Below are 22,924 nucleotides of genomic sequence, written 5' to 3' on the forward strand. Positions count from 1 at the left end.
CGTGAACGATATTCACAACATTCTGTTTAACGCGCACATCCTGTTTTCCATCGCTCTCGGCGTGTGGAGTGTAACCATGGCCGTGCGCAACCAACCGATCTCCGGTAACTTCTGGGGATCACTGGCGACTATTACCATCCTCGCGGCGGCGATCACGCTCGTCGGCGTCATCATGACGCTGATGGGCCTGCGCCCGCCGCGCATCGTCACCTACTACCTGTACATGTCGTGGTTAGTGGTGATTATGCCAGGCTTGTTCACCATGCTGCGCGGACGCGATGATCGAAATGCGGCCATCGCCTTCGCCATCCTGTGTTTCTTCAACGCGACGACCTCGTTCAGCATGCTCCAGCGCGAAGTCGTCGGCCCGTGGATGCTGCCCGGTGCGTAAACGGTTGTGCCTGCTGCTCATGGCGGCTGTCCTCTTGATTGCCGCCTGTGAAGCACCACCGACGCCGCTCCCCGTGGTGATCGAGCCGACCACCGCGGCAACGCCTACGCCGCCCAACCAGACGATCCGCTACGCCCTCGCCCCGAACGCCGTTAACAGCCTGATTGACCGCGCCAGCATCGAACCCTACGCGCAGCTGATCGCGCTGGACGCGCCGCCCACCGCGGATGGTCTCGGCGCGCAGTACGATCTGGCCGTAGCGCTCGGTCGCTACGACGGCGCGCAGCAGTCAACGGTGCCGTATATCGCCTCCCTCGTCATCCGCACGGACGTTCCGCCGCTCGACAATGCCGAAGTACAGGCGATCATCCGCCGTGCCGCGGTACCCGCTGAACTCATTGCCGGACTGGACATTCCCGGCGTAGAATTGCTCAAAGACGAACCGCTCGGCAGTCTGCGCGCTGATCTCGCGAGCGCAGGTTATCCCGACGGGTTCGATTTGACGATCAGCAGCGCGTTTGTGCCGGGGATCGAAGCGTTCGCCGCGCGCCTGCGGGAAGCGGGGATCACTGTGGAGGTAGTGCCCATGGAATCGACCGAAGCCGCCGTCCAATTGGTGGCAGGCAGCAGCGCCGAGGGGTGGATTGACCTGTTCCGCGCGCCGATCAGCTACTGGATCGCGCCGGGCGTGCCGCTCCACTTGAGCGCGAATGGCTTCCCGCTGCCACCACGCGCGATGCCCTAAATCATGCATTTGATTCTGTGTCACGATAACGCCGACTTCGACGCGGTCGCGTCGCTGTTGGCCGCGCATCGGCTCTACCCGGATGCGCTCCCTGTGCTGCCGCAGCGCCTCAACCGCAACGTCGAACGCTTTCTCGCGTTGTATCGCGGCGGGCTGCCGTTCGTCACCCATGATGAGCACCGGGGGCGCGTGACGCAGGTTACGCTGGTGGATACCAACTGCGCACCGGAACGGGTGCGCGGCATCAAGCCGAACACGCCGATTCACATCATTGATCACCATCCGCTGACGCGCGAACTTGAGCCGCACGAGACCTTTGACGGCGAAGTCATCGGCGCAAACGTCACCCTGCTGATCGAGAAGCTGCAGGCGGCGGGTATGACGCTCAATTCGCTGGAAGCCACCCTGCTGGCGCTCGGCCTGTACGAAGACACGGGTTCTCTCACCTATCGCCCGACCTCCCCGCGCGATATCCGTGCCGCCGCCTGGCTGCTCGAACAGGGTTTCGCGCTCGACGATGTGCGCCGCTTCCTCAATCCGCCGCTCAACGACGACCAGCAGGCGCTCTTCGAGACGCTCGTCACGTCGATGGAAAGCCGCACCGTGCAGGGTTATGCTGTGCTCGTCGGCTCGGCCAAACTCGACCGCTACCTGCCGGAGATCAGCGGCGTGGCGCATAAGCTGCGCGATACGCTCGACCCGGCGGCGCTTTTTCTGCTCATCGAAATGCCCAAGTCGCTCCAGCTCGTGTGCCGTTCAACCGACGACGCGATCAATGTGGGTGAGATCGCGCGGCATTTCGGCGGCGGTGGGCACGAACGCGCCGCGGCCTCGACCGTGCGCGGCCTGACCCGCGAGCAGGCGCTCGATGTGTTGTGGGAGCAAATCTATCTCACGGTGCAGCCTGCCGTGCGCGTCGCCGACCTGATGTCGCAGGGTGTGCAAACCCTCGAGGCGACTGCCAGCGTGGAGAGCGTCATCCGGCGCATGCGGCGGATCGGACACGAGGGCTTCCCGGTCGTGAGCGGCGGAAAAATCGTCGGCTTGCTCACCCGCCGCGACGCCGACCGCGCCGCCGAGCATGGTCTCGGGGCGCTGACCGTCGGTGAGATCATGTCGAGCGGCGAAGTCACGCTGCAGCCCAGCGACTCGGTCACGCTGCTCGAACAGAAGATGGTCGAAAGCGGCTGGGGGCAAATCCCGGTCGTGGACAGCAAGAACAAGCTGATCGGTATCGTCACACGCACCGATTTGATCAAGCATTGGGCGCGCACGCACCCAACCAATGCGCCGCCCGAAGCGCAGCAAATCACGAGCGAGCAGCTCCGCGACGTGCTGGATGTGCCCGCCGCCCGCCTCATCGAGCAGATTGCGGCCTACGCGCAGGAACGCGGCGTCAACCTGTATATGGTCGGCGGCGTGGTGCGCGACCTGCTGCTGCGCCGTCGCAACCTCGACCTCGATTTCGTAGTCGAAGGCGACGCGATCCAATTCGCGCAGGGCTTGAGCGAACGCTTGGGCGGGCGGGTGTCCAGCTTCAAGCCGTTCGGCACGGCGAAGTGGCGCTTGTACGAAGGCGAGCTCAAGGCGGAAGCGCTTGGCGACCCGCTGGCGCTGCCCGATCACATCGACTTTGCGACCGCCCGCAGCGAGTTCTACGAATACCCGACCGCTCTCCCCACCGTATACAGCGGCTCGATCAAGCTGGATTTGGGGCGGCGCGACTTCACGATCAACACGCTGGCCGTGCAGTTGAGTCCCGTTTCCGGGCGTGTGCTCGACTTTTACGGCGGCATCACCGATCTGTCGGCGGGGCGCATCCGCGCGCTGCATACGCTGTCGTTCGTCGACGACCCAACCCGTGTGCTGCGCGCCGTCCGCTTTGAGCGGCGGCTCGGCTTCACCATCGAACCGCGCACCGCTGAACTCATCCAGACGGCGCTGCCCATGCTGCGGCGCATCACCGGGGAGCGCATCCGCAACGAACTAACGCTGCTGCTCAAAGAACGCGACCCGGAACTCAGCTTCCTGCTCTTGCAGCAGCGCGGCATCCTTGAAGCGATTCACGGTGCCTTCCGCGTCTCCGAGGCGATTGTGCCCCGAATGACCGCCGCCCGCACCGCCGAACCGCTGGCGACCATGAAACCCGTCGAACGCACCGACCTGCTCTGGATCTTGTTGCTGCTCGATGTGCCCCACCTGCCCGACCTGCTCGAACGCCTGCTGTTCAGCGGTGCGCTGGTCGAGAGCTTGCACGAAACGATCAGACTCGGGCAGCATCCCCTCACCGACTTCCAACCGAGCCGTGTCGTCGCGCGGTTGGACGGTATGAGCGAACTCGCGCTGTTCGCGGCGTGGTTAATTGCAGCCGACCCCCTAGCGCAACGCGCGATTCAGATGTATGTTGAAACATGGCGTCATGTCCGCCCGGTGACGGATGGGCATACGCTGCGGCAGCTCGGCCTAGACCCGGGCCCGCGTTACGGCACAATTCTGGCGCGGCTGCGCGCCGCCCGGCTGGATGGCGTGATCACGACGGATGAGCAGGAAGCACATCTGCTCAAGGAGCTGCTTCACGATGACGGGACTGAATAGAGCGACTCTGCCCATTCAGCTAGACATCACTTTTCGACTGGCCAAACGCACCGACCTGCCCAAACTGGAATGGTACGGCGAATACAGCCATTTTCGCACCGTATTTCGGCGGACGTTCAGCGAGCAGGAACAGCGCCGCCGCCTGATGCTCATTGCCGACTGCGCCGACTTCCCCATCGGGCACATATTCATTCAATTGAACAGCAGCCGCAGCCTGTGGGACACCCGCACGCGCGCTTACTTCTATTCTTTGCGCGTCATGGAGATGTTTCGCGGCAAAGGCATCGGCACGCGCCTGCTGGAAGAGGCCGAAACGATGGTGCACGAGCTCGGCTGTGGCTGGACGACAATCGCCGCCGCCAAAGATAACCCCGGTGCGCGCCGCTTGTACGAGCGCATGGGCTACCGAATCTTTGCGGAAGATAACGGAGATTGGAGTTATATTGATCATGAAGGTAAACTTCAAAACGTACATGAACCGTGTTGGGTCTTGGAAAAAAAGCTCAACTTCCGTTAAAATGTACATGCATCGACCGTTATATAGAGGCAGAGTATGGCAATCGAACAAGACGCTGTGCGTGTGATTCGTTGGAGTGGTGGCCAACACCCGACATTGTCGAGTATTACACGACAGATGCAAAAGGAAGGGCTGCGCCCTTACGCTTGGGAGAACACGCCAAACCAGCGTTACGCCGTCCGTTCCCATGGCTATACAAAGGTCATGTACGTCGTTCAGGGTACCATCGAGATTACCCTGCCGGACAGTAACAAGAGCGTGAAACTGCGTGGTGGCGACCGGGTCGAAATTCCGGCGGGTGTCCGTCATGGCGCAATCATCGGCAGCAGTGGCGCGAAATGCGTCGAAGCGGCGGTCAACCCAGTCCGCGCCTGATGCCGACCAACCAACACATTCGCTCAATTCCACCGATTAATTCGCATGTGTGGGCTTTCTCAATCGGTGGGCTGGTACGCCATCCCCTGATCCTGTCCTACGCCGATTTACTGCGCCAACCGTCGGTCACGCTCCCGGTGAGTGTGATCTGCACGGATCGGCGAAGTCTTGATTCCGCTCACTACACAGGTGTGCCTCTATCCGCCCTATTTGACCTCGTCGAACTGCGGGAGGGCGCACAGTTTGTCACGATGCATGCCTACGATGGGTACACCAGCGTTTTGCGCCTCGACGACCTGCGCGAGCAAGCCTATATCGCCTATGCCATTGACGGCCAACCGCTCACGCACGAACAAGGCGCGCCTGCCCGCTTGGTGATTCCCGGTCGCTATGGTTACAAGCTGCCCAAGTGGATCACGCGCCTCGAAGCGACCGAGCAAGCGATAAGCGGCACATGGGAAAAACGTGGTTTTGATCGGGACGGCCAACTCAACGCGGTGGTGGAGATCACCACTCACGAAACACTGGCGGATGGGCAAATTCGCTTATATGGTTTCGCCTACAGCCCCACTGAAACGTTGGACATGTTGGAAATCATGGTGGATCGCGGATTGTCCACACGCTTCCCATTGAGCGGGACCTACTGGCAGGTTGATTGGATGCCACCTTATCCTAATGGCAACTTCCGTTTTGAAGCAGCAGTCGGGACACGTCGACAGGGCCGCCTCGCGCTTGTTCGTCAGCACTACCTGATTCGCACATGATCTCACGCCGCGACTTTCTCAAAGCCGCCGGAATTACTCTCTTCGCTGCCCACGTGCCCGGCTTCATCTCTGCAACGCCAGCAGCAGCCACGCCGAACTTTGTTCCGCTGTATGGGCGTATTCTCCGGGGACATGGTGGTTTGTGGACGGATAGCATCATCCCAATTCACGCCACGCTGCCAGACGGCTACCAGACGCCACACGGTCTCATTCCGAAGCGCAACCTGCAACCGATGCTCACGTCCGCGGTGTATCAGACGGCGAGCAACCCCCCGCCCTTCACCGCTGAGGTCGTCGGTGCCAGCGCGGTGCTCCATCGCTGGTGCAACAGTGATGCGCCGCCCGTGGAGAGCGTCGGTCATGGGGGTCTGCTCCGTGTCGTAGATCGGCTGAGTTATGACGGTGTGGACTGGTATGGGGTTGATCTGCATGGGGATGGACGACTATTCTGGACGCACAGCGCCCCCCTCGCGCCGCTGACGCTGCCCGCGTCTGTGCCAGACCTCACGCTGCGACTAGACCATTCCTCGTATACGCTCACCGCGCTGCAAGGCGACCGGGCTCTGTTCAGCGTGCCCTTTGGAACAAAGTATCTCCCAGCTGATGGCGATTTTTCGCTTTCACAGCAGACTTTGATTGCGGAAACACAGATCTACCGCCGCCTCGCGCCATTCGTCACTTCTTTCAGTGATCAAGTTCACCTCTACGGCGCGTACTGGCACAATGATTTCGGCGGTTTCTCTCACGATGAGGGGATACAAGTCCCGCCGTATATCGCCAAATGGATCTACGGAGCTTCTCAGGGTGGCGCACGGGTAATGATCACCTAGCCAACGTGCTCTATAATAGAGTGAAGTACAACGCAACCGGGTAAAACTCTATGTCTGTCACCTTTTCTTTGGCGTTCATCGCCGGATTAGTTTCATTCTTGTCGCCCTGCTGTTTGCCACTCGTCCCCGCCTACATCGGCTACATGGGCGGGCGCTTGACCAACACCGTCGCGGCGCAGGTCGGCGGGGCCGCTGTCATGACGCGCCCCACGCTCGCCAGCCGCTTCACGACGTTTACGCACGGCCTCGCCTTTGTGCTCGGCTTCTCGGTGGTCTTCGTGTCGATTGGCTTGCTGACGACCGCCTTCATCAGCGTGGTTGGGCGCGGCAGTGTCAGCGTCATCACCGACATCATCAGCCGCGCGGGCGGCCTGCTGATCATCTTCTTCGGCCTCAACTTCATGGGCTTGCTGCCGCGGTTCTTCCGCTACCTGCTCAAAGAGCAGACGATCATCAGCACGCCGGTGACGGGTGTCGTGTTCGGCGCGGCGATGGCGCTGCTGCTCCTGTGGGCGCTTATCGATTGGCTGATCGCCCTGCCCTTCATCACCATGCTGGTGCTGTGGCTGGTCCTCGGCGGCGCGTTCACCCGCCCGCAGACCTTCTGGACGAACACGCTCAACCGCCTGCAAATGCTGTGGTTCGCCGATACCCGCAAAGAGATGGTCGCAGGTGGTCATCAGAACTATCTCAGCTCCTTCGTCATGGGGATTGTGTTCTCGGCGGGCTGGACGCCGTGCATCGGCCCGATCTACGGCAGCATTTTGACGATGGCGGCGACTGGCGGCAGCGCCAGCGAAGCAGGCGCGATGCTCGCGGCGTATTCGCTCGGCCTCGGCATACCCTTCCTCGCCGCCGCGCTCCTGCTCGACAGCGCGCAGTCCTTCCTGCGCAAGCTCCAGCGCCACATCCACAAAATCGAACTGGTCAGCGGCGCGTTCCTCGTCCTGATCGGCGTGCTGGTCGCCACGGGCAACCTGCAGCGCCTCAGCCAGAACTTCGCCGTCACCTTCTCCGACTTCTCGTATAACCTCGAAGACTGTGTCGTCAAGGTGAGCAGCGGTGAACTGGCCTTTGGGCAAATCATCGACTGCGTCAACGGCAATCTGCCCGCCGAAACGAGCGCCGCCCCCGTGGTCGAAGCGCCGAGCATCACAGATCTCGCCGCTGCACCGGGCATCACCGATTTAGCGGGTTCAGGTGAAATTGGCTTGGAGGTCGGGAAGATTGCGCCCGACTTCCAAACCGTTGATGAGGACGGCGAGCCATTCCGCTTGTCCGATCATCGCGGCGAGGTGGTGCTGCTCAACTTCTGGGCGACGTGGTGCGGCCCGTGCCGCGTCGAAATGCCGGAATTCGAAGCGGCATATCAGGCGAACAAAGACCGCGGTTTCGTCATCGTCGGTGTGAACAACGGCGAAACGCCGCAGGCCGTGACCGCCTTCCGCGCCGATCAACGCGTGACCTTTCCGCTCGTCATGGACGAGTCGTTCGCTATCTCCGACGAATATGTCGTGCAGCAGTTCCCGACAACGTATGTGATCGGGCGCGATGGCACGGTGCTGGCACGCAATTACGGCGCGCTGACCGCCGAACAGATCGCGCAGTTTGTGGACTCCGCCCTCGCGTCCTGATGCGAGAGCCGCGTTCGCTGATCCTCGCCGCCGGATTGCTGATTGCGGCGGCGGCACTGGTCATCGGCGCGGGATTGCCGCAGCGTAGTGACTATACGCAAGTTGGTGTCATCGGGAACCTTCCCATCGCGCCCGAAGTCGGCGCGCTCGCTCCCCCCATTCCACTCAACTCAAGTACGCTCTCTTTCCCAACCGGCAAACCCGCTATAATCAACTTCTGGGCGACGTGGTGTGCTCCCTGTGAGGCCGAAATGCCTGAACTCCAAGCGTTTCAAGCCGCGCATCCCGACGTGCAGGTGATCGCCGTGAATGTCGGCGAACAACGTGCCGTGGCGGCGGACTGGCTCACCGCGCGGGGGCTTGACCTGACGGTCGCCTTTGACCCCAACGCGGACACTTTTCGCTTGTACGCGGTGCGCGGCCTGCCCACGACGTTCGTCGTCGCGCCCGATGGTCGCATTCGCCACATTGCCTTCGGCGGAGTGACGCAAAGCGCGCTCGAAGCGCAGCTCACGGATTGGATCGACTGAGGAGGACTTACCGTTTGAACGCACTTGACAGACGCCGTCAGCGGGCGCTGCGCCTGAACCGCTGGACGTTGGGACTCGCCCGCCATTGGCTGAAGATCGCCTTGGTGGTGGTCGGCATCTTCGCGGCGCTGCCGTGGATCGCGCCGACGCTTATGCACTTCGGCCTGACCGGGCCAGCCCGCGCGCTTTACACCGTGTACAGCCCGTTCTGCCATCAGTTTGCCTTCCGCTCGATCTTCCTCTACGGCGATCAAACGTTTTATCCGCGGGCGGTCAGCGGGACGACGCAGCTTCCCTTTGAGGTCGAAGCGTCGGCCTCAGCGGAATGGCAAGCCGCCGTCGCTAACTGGGTGGGTATTCCCGGACGCAGCATGTTCGCCTCCGTTGAAACGTTCGATCCGTACGTCTGGTCGCCAGATTTGCAGTTCGCCGCGCGCGAGTTCCTCGGCAGCGAGCAAATGGGCTACAAGACGACGCTCTGTGCCCGCGACATGGCCAGCTACACCATGCTGTTCGTCGGCATGCTGATCTACAGCATTCCGGTGGTGCGGCGGCGACTGCGCCCGGCGCCCGTGCTGCTCTATATTCTGCTCGGGCTTGCGCCGATTGGCATTGATGGGATGAGTCAACTGCTGGGCTATGCGCCCTTCAACCTATGGCCACCGCGCGAAACCGATCCGATCTTCCGCGTGGTGACGGGCGGCTTGTTCGGCCTGATGAACGCGTGGCTCGGCCTACCCTACCTCGAAGCGTCGTTCAAAGATACCCGCCAGCAGATCGAGATCAAGCTGCTGCGGGCAGGGCTCACGCCGTAAAGCGAACATCCGCACTGATGGAACTGTGTCGGTTGGTCCAAATGGCGCAGCGCACAGCGCCTTGATTTCCTCTTGGTAACACACCAACCGAGCCATCCCTTAATCACGACAAATAAAAACCCCCGGTCATTTCTGACCGGGGGTTTTCGTTAACCCTAGAACTTATTCACCGCCACCGCCCTGGAACGGCGTGAACGTCGGCGTGAACGTGTTCGTCGGCGTCCGCGTCGGCGTGCGACTCGGCGTCGGCGTGACCGTTTGCGTCGGCGTGGCCGTCCGCGTCGGCGTCGCCGTTTGCGTCGGCGTGCGGCTTGGTGTGAAGGTGAACGTCGGCGACGGCGTTGGCGTGCGACTCGGCGTGTTCGTCGGCGTACGCGACGCGGTGAACGTAGCCGTTGGCGACGGCGTAAACGTGTTCGTCCGCGTTGGTGACGGCGTGAACGTGTTCGTCCGTGACGCTGTGAACGTGGCAGTCGGCGTCCGCGACGGCGTGAACGTAGCCGTGAACGTTCTGGTCGGCGACGGGGTGAAGGTGTTCGTCCGCGTGAAGGTCGGCGTGAACGTGTTCGTCCGCGATGGCGTGAACGTCGGCGTGAACGTGTTCGTCCGCGATGGCGTGAACGTCGGCGTGAACGTGTTCGTCCGCGTGAACGTCGCCGTGAACGTCGGCGTGCGCGACGGCGTGAACGTCGGCGTGAACGTGTTCGTCCGCGACGGTGTGAACGTGATCGTTGGCGTCCGCGTATTCGACGGCGTAAACGTCGGAGTAAAGGTTCTGGTCGGCGTCCGCGTGTTCGACGGCGTAAACGTCGGCGTAAAGGTTCTGGTCGGCGTCCGCGAAGCCGTCATGCTGGCCGTGAACGTCGGCGTGAACGTCGGGGTATTGGTACGCGTCGGCGTGTTGGACGGCGTGAACGTCAGGGTGGCCGTGTTAGTCGACGTGAACGTCGCGGTTGGCGTGCGCGTGCTGGTCGGCGTGCGGCTGCTCGTCGTCGTGGCCGTCGGAGTCGGCGTGCGCGTCGCTGTGTTGGTCACGGTGGGCGTATTGGTCGCGGTCGGGACCAGTTCGTCCGGCGTCACGGTATACGTGCCCGTGCACAGCGACGTGTCGAAGTAGAAGACCGTACCGCTGAAATCGGTGTACCACATACCCGGGAAGGCCGTCGACACCGGCTCAGCGCCGCTGCCCACACCACCGCGGAAGCTCAGGTAAACGGAACGGGTCGCACCCGGCGCAATGGTCAAATCGACCGCGCCCCACGTGCCTTCGGGCGTGAAGCCAACGGGCGGCGTTTCGGACGGACGGTAGCCACGGCTCGGCGGGCTGGCATCCTGACCCGTTGCGCCCGACCACAGCAGCAGACTGCCGGGCGCGCCGGGCAGCACATTGCCGCCGTGTACGGTTGCCAGTATCTGACTGACATCATAGCTCGTCCAGTGAATGTCGAAGCCCACCAGCGTCACCGGGAAGGTGCGATTATTGGTGAAGTCGAAGCGGACGATACCGAACGACATAAACGTCGCCGCCGAAATATCGATGTTACCCGACGTACACACGACGGTCGCGGTCGCGGTGGGCGTCGCCCCGGGGGTCTCGGTCGGCTGGATGAAGTTGAGCGTCGAGGCGCAGTCTGTGCCCGTGCCGGGATCATCAATGTAGAACGTCGTCCCATTGAACACCCAGTTCGGCATGTTGACTGAGTTCAGCGCAGCGGGGCCGTTGAGGAAGCGCACGCCAAAGGTATTGAACGTTCATCAACCCTTCGTAGCCAGTCACGGCTTGCCAGTTGATGACGACGCGCTTGAGCGTCACCGGGTACGGGAGGCTGTTGGTCAGCGTGAAGCGGACTTCGTCGTTCAGGTAGGAGACGCTGTTCGGCACGATGACCGAGGAACAGGTGAATTCCGGCGTGCTTGTGTTCGTCGCGCTTGGCGTCAGCGAAGGCGTCAGCGTGGCCGTCTCCGTATGGGTTTGGCTCGGCGTGAACGTGTTCGTCGGCGTATCCGTACGCAGACCGCTCGTCGCATCCGGCAAGCTGTAGGAAATCGGGCTTGACCGCGGCGCGCGGAAGGCTTCATTGACCGCGGTACGCCGCGCCTGCAGCGGCAGGAAGGCCGCCAGACCGAGCGGCGTCACCAGCGGGTGATTGAAGGTGATGACGATGGTGATCGTATCGCCGGGGCCACCTGCGTCGAGCCACGTGGTGCTGTTCGTATCCCCACCACCATCGTAGGAGTTGTACGTCCAGCCTTCAGTGTCGAGCGTACCGCCCGGCGCCGGTTCTTCTTCCAAAATACAGGCCGGGGCCAGACCACCGCCGAAAATACGCGTTTCATAGCGGAAGTCGACCGTACCCGCGCTCGGGTAATTGGAGCTATCCAGCTTGGGTCGCGAGCTGCAAATCATCATGCTGAACCACCCCGGTTCGTCGGAGTGGGTGAGCTGCTCGTAGACGGCGGGCGTCATAGCATTCGCATCGGCGTCGCCGGGCAGCGGACGATACCAGACCTGATACCACGGCACGGTCGTCGGATCGGGATACAGACGATTCGGCGTCACGCTCGCGCCATCCCACCACGTCCCCGAGTCGGCGGTGATGCCAGAGCTACCCGTTCCGACCAGCGGTTCCGGCGGCAGTTGACTGCCGAGCGCCAGACCCGCCGCGCCACGCCGCGCTTCCCAGTAGATCGAGAGGATGCGCGCCATATCTTTACGGCGGTTCTGATCTTCGCTGTCGGATGGATCGCAGTCATCCCCACCCCACCACGTGGCGTAGAGACTTTCTGGCCCACCGACGAAGACCTCGACCTTGTCATTCGGGTCCCCCGGGTCGTTGGGATACAACGTCGAGGGTTGACCACGCTGCGCGAGGTTCGCGGCGTGTGCGGCATCGATCTCCGCCTGCGTCGGCGAGGTGTCTTCGAGGATACCGTCGTCGTTGGTATCACCGGCGACTTCATTGCGAATACACGGCACAATCGAGTCCAAATCCCCGGTGGCACCGAGGGTGGGCACGAACGACAGATCAAGCTGATACTGATCGTCGTCGTATTGGCCGGTGGTGGCATAGCGAGCAGCCGCTCGCGCCGAGTTTTGCAGTGTCACCCACGCCTGAAAAATGCGCCCGAATTCAATGATCCCGAACAGCAGCATCAACAGAATCGGTAAGGTGATCGCGAACTCGGCTAAGGTTTGCCCCCGCTTGCGTCTAGTTGATTCGGGTTCAATCATAGCATCCTCGTTCCGATGAAACGTTAGCGAGACAACCGCGTAAACATACGCGCCGCGATCTCGTTGAAGACCGCAGTGAGTTCGTCAGAGCCGGTCTGCGCGCTGAAGTAATTGCCGCAGCTCGTTTGGGGCGCAAGCGGTGACCACACGCCCTGTACCCCGGATTCTGTTTCGCAAGGCCCACGGCCGCCCCAATCCGGTGACGGTCCCGTGACCGTATTCGGGATGCGGTTGCCCAGTACAGACTGCCAGTAGTCGTTATCCATGCGGAAGTTGTCGCCCACATCGCCGATGTAGCGCAGCAGTTCCTCGCCAAGATAATCAGACGCGCGCGTTTCAGTGGTTTCACCCGTGGCAACCAAGCCCGTCGCCAGCGTAATACCGCGCTGGCACGCTTCGCGCTCGGCCACATTGCCAATGCCGCTGCATGCGCCATTGTCGAAATTCAGACCGAAGCCAATTGTGAAGATTGTGGGCAAGAGCTGCTCGCTGACGCGGCCTGTCCCGGTTGATCCGGCACCGGTGAGGTCAGCCAGACCGACCCAGTCGGCCCAGTCACGCGCGTAGTCGTCCACATCGTAGTACGTGATGCAGCTATTCTCGTCGAGCCCCTGCTGGTTAGGCCAGGTGGGCGTTGTCGCGCAGAAGTGGCGCGTCTGTGGGTAACGATCACCGCAGTACGGGAAGTACACACCGCGCAGCACTTCACCCCACCCATCGTTCGTCGTGATGCCATCGCCGTCGCTGTCGACCGCGTCATCCGGGTCTGCTGCACCGTATGGGCACAAACCAAAGGAGGCATACCCATAGGCTGGCGCCGAAGCCGCAAGCGGATCGCTGCCGCCGGTGAGGGCATTGGTGCGGAAGGGCTGCGGCGGATCAGGGATGTTGGCCGCATTGCCGCCAACACGCGACATGGGGTCACTCACGCCAGCCGCGCCGTCGCTCAGGAGCACCATAATCCACACCGCGCCTTCACGCCGCCCATTGAAGTAGAGCGCGTTAGCCGCTGTCCCGAGCGCACCGCCGATATTTGTCCCGCCACACGAGGCGCGGTTTTCGTAGCTGCGTTCACGGCGGAAGTTATAGTCGGTATTGGCCACCCACACCGGCACTGTGATCACCCCGTTCAGCGGCGGCGGAGCGTTCGCGTCCAGCAGGTTGCCATCGGCATCATACTTATACGGGCTGAAGGGCGAGCGCAGCGACACCATGTCAAACGGACACGCGCCGCGCACGGGTTGATCCTGAATTTCGCCAATCGTGCGGACGCTGTGCAGGTCCGCCCAGTTCGCCCAGTCCTCGCGGTCAGACACATCATCGCGCACGCCTTCGTCATCGCGGAAGGCATCCCACTGACCGTCGTTGTTGGTGTCCACATACGACCCAGTTTCGGCACGCACGCCGATGACGTTGCGCAGCGTTTCGACGGCGCCGACACGGTTTTGTTCCGGGTGGCCGGCGACGGTGAAGCTGGTCTCGGTTTCAATAAACGGATCCTGCAAGCTCACGTCGGCGTTGCCGTCCGCATTGGTATCGCGAGCCGGGCCATCCGGGTCAATCAATGTGGCGAAGCGGTCAAACGTGACGAACGCTACGCGGTCACCGCGCTTGAAGTCAAGGCGGGTGAGGAAGCCTTCCGCCGCGTCACGCGCTTCACGGAAGGGCTGGCACACGAGATCGCCAAAGCTGAAGTTACCATCAGTATCAACCAGACCATCCGGATCATTGCAGCAGCCGTAGAAGTTGTACATCGGCACAAATTGTGAGAAGAAATAACCGCTCGTGGCGACATCGCCGGGCGCGAGATCAAAATGCGCGTCGAGGCTCAACGACTGGCTGGTGAGATAAGTGTTGTATTCCGCCAGCAGCCAATCCGGCACGCGCGGGTAGTTGTTCTGCGTGCGCGGCCACGCGCGGATCTGGCATTCAGCACGCGCAGGCAGTTGACCGGGGCTTGTCGGCGAGTCAAACGCCGCGAACTGCGACGTAAGCGTCTCCAACAGTGGATCTTGACCGGCTGGCGTCACCGCCGCGTTGATCTCGGCCTGGGTATGCGTCAGGATATAGTCCCATGAGGTGTAATGGGCATCGTCAATGCCGTCGCTGTCGGCATCAGTGAAAATGGGGTCGTAATCCTCTTCCCACAACACGGGCGGCAGGTAGCGCATGCCCTGCCCGACGTTTTCCCAGTCCGCGTAGGTCGTCTCGTTGAGCATCGACTCCGACACGTCGAGGATGAGAACGACATCGAGCACCGCCGTCTGCGACATCGCCGACGCGGTGAGCGTCACCGTGGGATAACCGAGCAGATACAGGAACATCGTCGGTGCATCAATCTGCGCGGTGACGCGGACCAGCTTTAGTTCGTCTTCCGTGCACAATTCCTGATACTTGGCGACCTGTGTCTGATTCGCGCTCGTGTTGATGGTGCCATCCAGATTAAAGAGGGGCACGTTGTTCTCATCGAGCGGGTTGCCATTGGCATCGCGCCCGACCTGCTGCGCGCGGCACGTTTCGACAATCACATTGCTCGGGTCAAGCCCGTACAATTCAATGAACGAGCGCGCCGCGAGGTTCAGGTTGGCGACGCTGCCCGCTTCATCTTCCGCGATGTCGTCAATCCCGTCGCTGTTCGCATCAGTGAACGTCGTGTCCTCGATGCGGCGCATCTGGCTGGCCGCCGACACGGCCGCCGCGTCGACTGCGCGCCCCAACGTGCTGTAACGAATGAACAGCACAGACACATCGGTGACAATGCCGACAAAACCGACTAACGCGATGAACCCGATGGCGAGGATGAAGAGCGCCTGCCCGGATTGACCGCGTTTCATAAACCGTCTTAAACCACGCATAAGCTGTGTTCCATCTCAATCAAACGAAATGAAGGGTTCGACAGCCGGGAGCGGGAACGCTGCCCAGACTGAAATGGTGGCACGTTCTGAACCAATGGCGACGAACACGGGTGACAGCACGGGGATGTTCAGCAGCAGACGATGCTGCCAGAACATTTCCACCATGATAATCCCCTGTCCGGGTATCATTCGCCGCGCGCCAATCACTTCCGGGTCGCCGTAGTCGTCCAGCTCCAATGTCGAACTCAGGTTGACGACGCGCGACAACTCTTCCAAGGTCCATTCCGACCCGACGCACGCCGTCCCAGTAATGCGATGATTGCCGAACAGCGCAAACCCGACCTGCTTTTCGGCATTGGCGAGGTTCGCCGCAGGCACATCCATGCCGACGATCTCGTCAAAGTCGTCTTCACCAGTTACGTTGATACGGGCGGGGTTGGTTTCGGCAAACGTTTCATCGGCAATGTCATCGACATCGCGATCACCGCTGTAGTTGAAGTCGAAGGGATCCCGCGGCTCCAGTGCGCCAAGCGCCGGGGTACCGATGCCGTCCCAGGTGGCTTCGCATTCGTTGGCGTTGGTGGGGTAACGTCCGACGACCACGAGCTGCGGCACGTTGGCCGCCAGTGGACGCCAGTCAGAACCCAACGTCCCCAGCCAGGCATTACCGCGGCTGGCATCAACATTTTCGATGGAAACACCCGAAATGATGATGTCGTCGACCCCATTCTCCGGCGTCATGCGCAGCGGGTCCATCGACGCGAGCATCACGCAAGAGATCTCGTGATAGAACGTGCGGTTGGCCGTATTGCAGCCAGTGGGGTTAAAGGTGGGGTGGTAGCGGACGGCCAAACGGGTGGTATCAGTCTCGCCGCTCAGACCGTTGAGGTCGTATGCGGTTTTGAAGTAGTTACCGTCGGCCTGCGAGTCGAAGTAGAACTGCGGAACAAGTTACCCACGTTCATCCCAGAAGAGTGGTGACTGAGCATCTTGGAGAACCGTACCGCGCCGCGCGCGCCGCACGCGAGACGTCGAGCAGGGTCAGGTAGTTGTTCGCGAACCAGCCCACTTCGATCAACCCCGCCAGCAGGATGATGAGGATCGGCGTGACGAGCGCGAGCTCGACTACGCTTTGGCCTTTACGGCGCTCACCATAGATGGCGGGGGTATCGTCTAATATCTGTACGATCTTTGCTAGGGTTCTCAACATCACAGCTTCTCGAACGATCGATGGTTTCCAGCAATTTCATCATAACCCATTGCCCCATCAGTGAACATTCGATACTGTGAAGAAGTTGATAGAGTTTTGTACAGATGTCGATTGAAGGTCGTTACTGCTGGATCGTTTCGTCCTCAAACTGGATGCGCGCCTTCACCACATAACCGCGCCCATGACGCGATTGGATGATCAGCGGGCGTTCCGGATCGATTTCGATTTTACGGCGCAGGTTGTGGACATGATTGCGCACGAGCGCCGCATCGCCCACCCCATCCGGGTACTGCCACACGTTCGCCAGCAGTTCTTCCGTCGAATGCAGGCGGTACGGTGATGTGCACAGATACTTGAGGAGATCGAACTCGACGCGCGTCAGGAGCACTTCGGCATCGTTGACGTACACGCGGTAGCGGTTCGACTGAATGCGGATCGCCGCGACATCTCCATCGCTGTAAAACACGGAGCGCCGAATGTGCGCGCACGCGCGCCGCCAGTTCCCGCGGGACGAACGGCTTGCGGATGAAATCATCGCCGCCGGAATTCAACGCATCCACCACGGTATGCGGAGAATTATTGCCCGTCAGGAAGATGATCGGTGTGTTGGTGGTGCGCGGCATCGCCCGGAGTCGGCGGCACAGGGTCAAACCATCCATGTCAGGCATCATCGCATCGATCACAAACAGATCGGGCGTTTCGTTTTCAATGGTTTCCAGTGCGGATTGTGCAGAAAATGCCCGGAGAACGTGATAACCTTCGCGCTTCAATACAAGTTCTACCATATCCAGAACTTGGGCGTCGTCGTCTACTATCATGATTTCGTACATCGGTTCACATCTCGGCTGTTCATCGCGAAATTATACATAAAAGTATAACTGGGAAGTTTGCCTCGAAGATCGGGTGGCGACGTGAAATCTTCATGAAATTCACGTGACGACGCATGGATTGTCGTGAGAGGGAACACGGGGCAGACAAAAGCTGCCCCGTGGCACACTTACTAGGGGAGTTAAGTCGAGATCATGTAGCCGACACCGTGAATGGTGCGGATGTATTTACGACGCGCGCCCTTCTCGATTTTGGCGCGCAAATTACGCACATGGGCGCGCACGAGATCCGGATCGCCCGTGTTCGGCGGGTACTCCCACACCGCCTGCAATAAATGCCCCGGCGACAGCGCCTGATTCGGGTGTTCCATCAGGTAACGCAGCAAGCGGTACTCGGTCGAGGTGAGCTGCACGGAGTTCTCGTCGACGGACACCTGATAGGTATCCGAGTCCAGGCGCAGATCGTTGAGCTGAAGCACATTCTCCGTCGTGCGGTCGCGTTTGCCGCGCCGCAGGAGCGCCGTGATGCGCGCGCGCAGTTCCGCCAGTTCAAACGGTTTCACGACGTAAGTCGTCTGCGCCCGCATCCAACCCGGTGACGATATCCTCGGTGCCGCCTTTGGCGGTGAGGAACAGAATCGGCAGGGTGATATAGCGGGTGTCGCGCCGTAGCTGACGGCACAACGTCACACCATCGACTTCCGGCATGATCACGTCCAGAATCATCAGGTCCGGCAGGCGTTTTTCGAGCTGCACCACCGCCTGCGCCGCCGAACTCGCCAGCGAGACTTCGTAATCTTCATGGCGAAGCACGCGTCCTACGGTCTCGAGGACCTCATTGTCATCATCTACAGCCAAAATATGCGTCATAGTACTCCGCTCCTCGTGACGGGAAGTCGAATTGTAAACGTTGTGCCTTGTTCCGGTTGGGACTCCACATTGATTGTCCCCCCGACGCGATCCACGACCTGCCGGCAAATATGCAGTCCCAGCCCGGTTCCCTCACCTGCCGGCTTGGTGGTGAAGAAGGGTTTGAAAATTTCGGTGACGATCTCGGTGGGGATGCCCGGACCGTTATCCCACACTTTCACTTCCATCATTTCGGCCTCGGGCGGGCAGGTGATTTCGATGCCAATCTTCGGTTCCGGACGTCCGGTGAGCGCATCATGCGCGTTCAATATGAGATTCAACCACACGTCGTCGAGTTCACCGGGCATGGCCACCACGGGCGGCAGGGCTTCATCAGGCAGTTTGCGCCACCAGCGCGATACTCGAGCGATTGAGATACGAATGCACGAGCGTGAGGATTTCCTCAACCGTCTGCACCACATTGATCGGCTGGGGCGGTGTGGTGCTCGTATTCGGGCGGGCGCTCGCTAATAAGCGCCGCACGACCCCGGCAGCCCGCTTGCCCGCCCAGGAAATCGCGTTGAGGATTTCCGCGTTCTTGGAACCGGGCGCTTCTTTGAGCAGCAGCAGTTCCGTATCCAGCACAATGGTCGTGAGCGGATTGTTGATCTGATGCGCGACGGCGGCCGCCAAGTTCGCCCATCGCCGTCAAGCGTGCCGACTGGACCAGGCGATTCTGCGCCTCTTTCAGATCCCGCAAGCTCGCTTCGAGGTCAGTCACGAGATGGCTGTTGGCCAACGCGGTCGCTGCCTGGGCGACGGTCGCGCGCGCCAGATCGAGTCTCGCGGGGGCTGAAGCGATGCGCATGCTCCGTATCAGCGAACACCACCATCCCCACGGCTGACCGCGTTCGATCAGCGGCAGCGCGAGAATGGAACGGGCCCGCGAATACTTGATGAGCGACGCCGCGCCCAGCGACATCGTCTCTTCGTCGGCATGGCAGTTGATCGCCGCGCGCAAATCGAGCAAATTCATTCAGGTCGGGATGACTGGTCAGGTCGATCTGTGGGCGCTGACCATCAAGCCAAACCGGACGCCCGCCGCAAACTGAGTTTGCAGCCTCCGGCGATCCGTGACTCAGCACGGCGTAGTCCACCCAGTCGGCCTTGACCAGATTCTTGACATCGTGCAGCAGCTTGAGGAAATGCGCGGTCGCCCCTTCTTCGGCCACCGAGCGATACTCCAGAAACATGCGCTGAATGCGATGAATGATCTCGGTGCTCGGTGCCGAGTCCGGCGCGATCAGATAAAAGGCTTGAACCGCGGCGGGCGTCTGTTCGCTCGTCGTGACCGGGACACACAGCATGGCATTCGCCCCGACCCGATCCAGCGCGGCGATCTCGTTGGGCACATCATGCCGCACCCGCACGACCATCACATGCCGGCGATTTTCCATCGCCGTGCGCAGCGCGGGACGTTCCGCCAGCGTTACCACCGGTTCGGTGCCCACGCGCCATTTGGCCTGATAGTGCCGCGCGACGCTTATCAAACCGCTTGTGATCATCGACGCGCTGTAGAATCTCCGCATACGACACGTTGAGCACATGCACAAACTGTTCACAGATCGCCGGGATGACGTGGCTGGGCAGCAGTGAGGCATTGATCGCCTGACTGGCATCGACCAGCGCCTTGAGTTCACGCGCCCGGCGTACGCTCTGCGCGTAGATGCGCGCATTCTCGATGGCGATTGCCGCATACGAGGACAGGTTGGTCAGCAGGTCTTTGTGCCGCTGGTTGAATACGTCATGCTTCGTCTTGTTGTTCACGCCCAACACGCCGAGCGTTTTGCCTTTATGGATGATCGGCACGTACAGCAGCGAATTCACAAAATACTGCGTCTTGACCTTCTGCGGCCCGGCCTCGCCTAACAGCACCGACTGGCCGCTGTTGAAGACCGTCCCGGCGATGGTGTCATGCGTTTTGACGCGGAAATTGGCCGCCACTTCAGGATCGATGCCGACTTTCGCGCGCAAATACAGCTGATCGGAATCCGTCTCCGGCAGCAATATCAGACCTTCTTCGGCGTTGGTCAAGCGGCGCGCCGCTTCGACCACACGGTTGAGCACTTCGGAGAGGTCGAGCACCTCCGTCAGCGAACGGCTGAGGGAGAACAAGGTCTGAATCTCTTCGTCACGCCAGAACAAATCCGTGACCATTGGCGAGATGCGCGGCTGCTTCACCTGCACCCGCGCTTCCTGATCTTGCGGCAAGGCCTTGAGCACGGCCTCACGCAGCTTATCCGGCTGAAGCGTCTGCACGGTCGGATCGGGATACGTAACGCCGTTGGCGTTCGCCTTATAAATCAGGATGGGGGGACGCTTCGGCAGTGCCGACACCAGATTGAGCGTGAGATCACCGCTGATACGGTCGCTCATCAAGGCATCGACGACGACCAGATCGAATGGCTCATGATCGATGATGTACAAGGCATCGCGGTGCGAATGCGCCGCGTAAACCGCACAACCAGAACTATCAAGGCCCTGGCGTACGCCCTGCACAAGATCGTAGTCACCTGCAACTACCAGTACTTTTTTGATGGTCATATTTCATCACGCATCGGGCATCCTGCACACATCTGCCCACTAGCGGCGGCTCAAACGCTGTCGCCTCTGCTCAAGATCATCATCGATGTTTTGCTGCTGCTCGACGGGCGCTTCCGTCTCGGCCTTCGGCGCGACAATGTCGCTGAGGGCTGAAATCTTCTCACGCGCCTGCTTAAGCACCTCGGCCATTGAGCGTTCGGGAGTGTTCGGCGAATCAGACTGGCGCGCCTCTTGCACGACGCCTTGCAGCAGGTTCACGCTCTGAATGAGTTCCTGCGTCAGCACTTCATGCTGGTGCAGATCATCTTCTAGTCGGGCGTAACGGCGTTTGGCGGCGCGCAATTTTTCCAGCGCCACCCGCGCCTCGTCTTGTGTATTGGCGCGCAGCGCGTCGTCTGCGGCCTGATCCCACTTCTGAATTTCGTCCTCGAGCTCCCGAAGCTGGCCCTTGATACGCTCCTCGTGCTGCACCGCATCCTTCACCCGTCCATGCAGCTGTTCGACCTCGCGATCCATATCCTTGCCGAGGCGTGCGGAGGGGCGCGAGGCTTGACCTTCCCCGAGTAAGCTAGATTTGAGGAGGACGTTGAGTTTCCTGAACAATTCGCTCATACCCTCTATTATACATTCTTCACAATTTGTCACAACCAGCGCGTTAGTTAAGGGAATTTCATGGACAGAGGCCGTCCCACGCCAGATAGTAGATCGTCATATTGGTGCCACCCGCCCGTACGGCCGTTGGCCCGTTGGTTGTAAAGTCAACACACAGCGTCGGCGCATTGGCCGTCAACCGTGGCACCTGATTTTCCAGCCCCATGAGGTAGACTGCGCCCTGTTCGCGCAAGAAGTCCCACATGCCCGCGTCATCAAAGGCCAGCGGAATCGTCTCCGGCGTGACCAATCCGGCGATGTCGAGGATCGGGCGGGGGGCGAAATAGCCCACCGCGCCGATGTCATGTACGGCGAGCAGATCTTCCGGCGGGATGTTTTCCGCTAAATACTGCGCTGAACGCACCATTTCTTCATCGATAATGGTCACGTCCTGAACATGCGCTTGTAACCCCAACCCAAAAGTGAAGCCGATGAAGATCAGCAGCGCCGACAGCGCGAGCACACGGGTCAGCACGCGGCCGATCAGCGACTTTTGCGCACCGCGGATTAGCCACGCCGTGCCGATCACGCCCGCCAGCACCAGCGACGGCAGCGCGGGAATCAGATAGCGCGCGTGCTGGATGTTGAGCGGCAGCCAGACGGCGTACAGGATTATCAGCGCGACGCCCCATCCGAGCGGAATCAATGCCATGATCCAGCGCCGATCGGCGCGGATCTGGCGCACGACGCCAACCGCATACGCGATCATGCCGGGGACGAGGAGCAGTTGCCCGCCCGCCGCCAGTGGCGTGAGCAGATCGCCGAGCCGCCACAGCAGGCTTTCGTTAAGCAGTGGCGTTGCGTCCATGCGTTTGGCCGCCGCCGTATTCGGCAGCAGACCGCCCGTGACCCCGTAGTTGAACGCGAGATACGGCGCCAGCACAATCACAAAGGCGATCCCCGCGACCACACCCCACACCAGCGTGCGCGCCGACGGTCGGATCACGAGCAGCGCCACGCCGATCAACCCGACGAGCAGCACGCCTTCCGCACGGGTGAGCGTGGTCAGCGCCGCCACCACGCCGAAAATGATCGCGGACAGAAGCGTCTGCGGCGGGTTATCCTGGAGGGGCACAGCGCGCCTTGCCCCTCCAGCGCCTACTTGCTGGGACGCTAACCAGATCAGCAGCAGCGTAAACATGGCGAAGATCGGCGTTTCCATGCCGGAGGCCGCCGCCCAGATCAGATGCCACGTGAACACGAGTGCCAAACCCGTGATCAAGCCGATCCGCTTGACGTTCGGCGCGAACCCTCGGCGAGCCGCAAACCGAGCATGCCCGTGAGTCCGAGCATCACCGCGCCGAGGCCGTGCGTCCACAGGCGGAACGGAAGGTTCAGCCAGTAGCCGATCGTCAGCACGACCGTGTACAGCGGCGAGGTCGAGGCCGCGCTCGGCACGCCGGGCACAAACGCCCACTGCCCCGTCTGCGCGAGGTTACGGGCATACGTCTGGTGAATCAACTGTCATCCAGCGGGAAATTGCCGCCCGCCGCCAGCACA

The 22,924-nt window shown here is 61.1% G+C and carries 25 protein-coding genes and 1 pseudogene; 10 read left to right on the top strand and 16 right to left on the bottom strand.

Annotated elements, in window-relative coordinates:
* Position 1: 1 nt before the first annotated feature.
* The 10 genes from IPK17_RS04815 (at position 2) to IPK17_RS04860 (ending at position 9,196) form a co-directional block, all read left to right on the top strand.
* On the top strand, positions 2-391 hold the full coding sequence (locus tag IPK17_RS04815) for a hypothetical protein (protein ID WP_343416523.1): 390 nt from the start codon (positions 2-4) through the stop codon (positions 389-391).
* The gene (locus IPK17_RS04820; RefSeq protein WP_343416524.1) at positions 384-1,136 is read left to right on the top strand and encodes a hypothetical protein; all 753 of its coding nucleotides are present in this window, start codon (positions 384-386) and stop codon (positions 1,134-1,136) included. Before IPK17_RS04815 ends, IPK17_RS04820 begins: the two co-directional genes overlap by 8 nt.
* Positions 1,137-1,139: 3 nt before the next feature.
* Positions 1,140-3,731, top strand: coding sequence for a CBS domain-containing protein (locus IPK17_RS04825; protein ID WP_343416525.1), 2,592 nt, complete (start codon positions 1,140-1,142; stop codon positions 3,729-3,731).
* A complete protein-coding gene (locus tag IPK17_RS04830; protein ID WP_343416526.1) occupies positions 3,715-4,248 on the top strand; it encodes a GNAT family N-acetyltransferase in 534 nt (177 codons plus the stop codon). The genes IPK17_RS04825 and IPK17_RS04830 overlap by 17 nt, the downstream gene beginning before the upstream one ends.
* Before the next feature lie 204 nt (positions 4,249-4,452).
* Complete coding sequence (locus IPK17_RS04835) at positions 4,453-4,623, top strand: cupin domain-containing protein (protein WP_343416527.1); 171 nt, start codon at positions 4,453-4,455, stop codon at positions 4,621-4,623.
* The gene (locus tag IPK17_RS04840; protein WP_343416528.1) at positions 4,587-5,387 is read left to right on the top strand and encodes a molybdopterin-dependent oxidoreductase; all 801 of its coding nucleotides are present in this window, start codon (positions 4,587-4,589) and stop codon (positions 5,385-5,387) included. The genes IPK17_RS04835 and IPK17_RS04840 overlap by 37 nt, the downstream gene beginning before the upstream one ends.
* Positions 5,384-6,217, top strand: coding sequence for a hypothetical protein (locus IPK17_RS04845; RefSeq protein ID WP_343416529.1), 834 nt, complete (start codon positions 5,384-5,386; stop codon positions 6,215-6,217). Before IPK17_RS04840 ends, IPK17_RS04845 begins: the two co-directional genes overlap by 4 nt.
* 50 nt (positions 6,218-6,267) lie before the next feature.
* Entirely contained in the window at positions 6,268-7,851 is a 1,584-nt protein-coding gene (locus IPK17_RS04850; protein ID WP_343416530.1) for a redoxin domain-containing protein, read from the top strand.
* Positions 7,851-8,381, top strand: a complete 531-nt coding sequence (locus IPK17_RS04855) for a TlpA family protein disulfide reductase (RefSeq protein WP_343416531.1) — start codon at positions 7,851-7,853, stop codon at positions 8,379-8,381. Before IPK17_RS04850 ends, IPK17_RS04855 begins: the two co-directional genes overlap by 1 nt.
* Positions 8,382-8,395: 14 nt before the next feature.
* A complete protein-coding gene (locus tag IPK17_RS04860; protein WP_343416532.1) occupies positions 8,396-9,196 on the top strand; it encodes a DUF2085 domain-containing protein in 801 nt (266 codons plus the stop codon).
* Between the two features lie 162 nt (positions 9,197-9,358).
* Here IPK17_RS04860 and IPK17_RS04865 read toward each other — a convergent pair whose 3' ends face one another.
* The 16 genes and pseudogenes from IPK17_RS04865 to IPK17_RS04940 all read right to left on the bottom strand — a co-directional run bounded on the left by IPK17_RS04865 (position 9,359) and on the right by IPK17_RS04940 (position 22,885).
* Positions 9,359-10,888, bottom strand: a complete 1,530-nt coding sequence (locus tag IPK17_RS04865) for a hypothetical protein (RefSeq protein ID WP_343416533.1) — start codon at positions 10,886-10,888, stop codon at positions 9,359-9,361.
* Positions 10,848-12,428 (bottom strand): TadE family protein, encoded by a 1,581-nt coding sequence (locus IPK17_RS04870; protein WP_343416534.1) that lies wholly within the window; start codon positions 12,426-12,428, stop codon positions 10,848-10,850. The genes IPK17_RS04865 and IPK17_RS04870 overlap by 41 nt, the downstream gene beginning before the upstream one ends.
* Positions 12,429-12,451: 23 nt before the next feature.
* Positions 12,452-15,262, bottom strand: coding sequence for a hypothetical protein (locus IPK17_RS04875; protein WP_343416535.1), 2,811 nt, complete (start codon positions 15,260-15,262; stop codon positions 12,452-12,454).
* A 36-nt stretch (positions 15,263-15,298) separates the two neighbouring features.
* Positions 15,299-16,135: a hypothetical protein gene (locus tag IPK17_RS04880; protein WP_343416536.1), complete on the bottom strand. Its 837-nt coding sequence runs from the start codon at positions 16,133-16,135 to the stop codon at positions 15,299-15,301.
* A gap of 109 nt (positions 16,136-16,244) precedes the next feature.
* Positions 16,245-16,493 carry a TadE/TadG family type IV pilus assembly protein gene (locus IPK17_RS04885; protein ID WP_343416537.1) on the bottom strand — a complete coding sequence of 83 codons (249 nt, stop codon included), beginning with the start codon at positions 16,491-16,493 and terminating at the stop codon, positions 16,245-16,247.
* Positions 16,494-16,614: 121 nt separating this feature from the next.
* Positions 16,615-16,959: a winged helix-turn-helix domain-containing protein gene (locus tag IPK17_RS04890; protein ID WP_343416538.1), complete on the bottom strand. Its 345-nt coding sequence runs from the start codon at positions 16,957-16,959 to the stop codon at positions 16,615-16,617.
* Positions 16,960-17,035: 76 nt separating this feature from the next.
* A pseudogene (locus tag IPK17_RS40405) lies at positions 17,036-17,323 on the bottom strand (response regulator); the annotation flags it as partial.
* A gap of 179 nt (positions 17,324-17,502) precedes the next feature.
* Entirely contained in the window at positions 17,503-17,883 is a 381-nt protein-coding gene (locus IPK17_RS04900; RefSeq protein WP_343416540.1) for a winged helix-turn-helix domain-containing protein, read from the bottom strand.
* On the bottom strand, positions 17,870-18,190 hold the full coding sequence (locus tag IPK17_RS04905) for a response regulator (RefSeq protein ID WP_343416541.1): 321 nt from the start codon (positions 18,188-18,190) through the stop codon (positions 17,870-17,872). The genes IPK17_RS04900 and IPK17_RS04905 overlap by 14 nt, the downstream gene beginning before the upstream one ends.
* Positions 18,187-18,537 (bottom strand): sensor histidine kinase, encoded by a 351-nt coding sequence (locus IPK17_RS04910; protein ID WP_343416542.1) that lies wholly within the window; start codon positions 18,535-18,537, stop codon positions 18,187-18,189. Before IPK17_RS04910 ends, IPK17_RS04905 begins: the two co-directional genes overlap by 4 nt.
* Positions 18,538-18,562: 25 nt before the next feature.
* Positions 18,563-18,862, bottom strand: a complete 300-nt coding sequence (locus IPK17_RS04915) for a histidine kinase dimerization/phospho-acceptor domain-containing protein (protein WP_343416543.1) — start codon at positions 18,860-18,862, stop codon at positions 18,563-18,565.
* An 80-nt stretch (positions 18,863-18,942) separates the two neighbouring features.
* Positions 18,943-19,680 carry a hypothetical protein gene (locus IPK17_RS04920; protein WP_343416544.1) on the bottom strand — a complete coding sequence of 246 codons (738 nt, stop codon included), beginning with the start codon at positions 19,678-19,680 and terminating at the stop codon, positions 18,943-18,945.
* Positions 19,583-20,773, bottom strand: a complete 1,191-nt coding sequence (locus tag IPK17_RS04925) for a GAF domain-containing protein (protein ID WP_343416545.1) — start codon at positions 20,771-20,773, stop codon at positions 19,583-19,585. The genes IPK17_RS04920 and IPK17_RS04925 overlap by 98 nt, the downstream gene beginning before the upstream one ends.
* A 39-nt stretch (positions 20,774-20,812) precedes the next feature.
* A complete protein-coding gene (locus IPK17_RS04930) occupies positions 20,813-21,385 on the bottom strand; it encodes a PspA/IM30 family protein (RefSeq protein ID WP_343416546.1) in 573 nt (190 codons plus the stop codon).
* A 58-nt stretch (positions 21,386-21,443) separates the two neighbouring features.
* Positions 21,444-22,646, bottom strand: coding sequence for a DUF8728 domain-containing protein (locus IPK17_RS04935; RefSeq protein WP_343416547.1), 1,203 nt, complete (start codon positions 22,644-22,646; stop codon positions 21,444-21,446).
* Positions 22,643-22,885: a hypothetical protein gene (locus IPK17_RS04940; protein WP_343416548.1), complete on the bottom strand. Its 243-nt coding sequence runs from the start codon at positions 22,883-22,885 to the stop codon at positions 22,643-22,645. The genes IPK17_RS04935 and IPK17_RS04940 overlap by 4 nt, the downstream gene beginning before the upstream one ends.
* Between the last annotated feature and the right edge of the window lie 39 nt (positions 22,886-22,924).

Source organism: Candidatus Flexifilum breve (assembly GCF_016713355.1).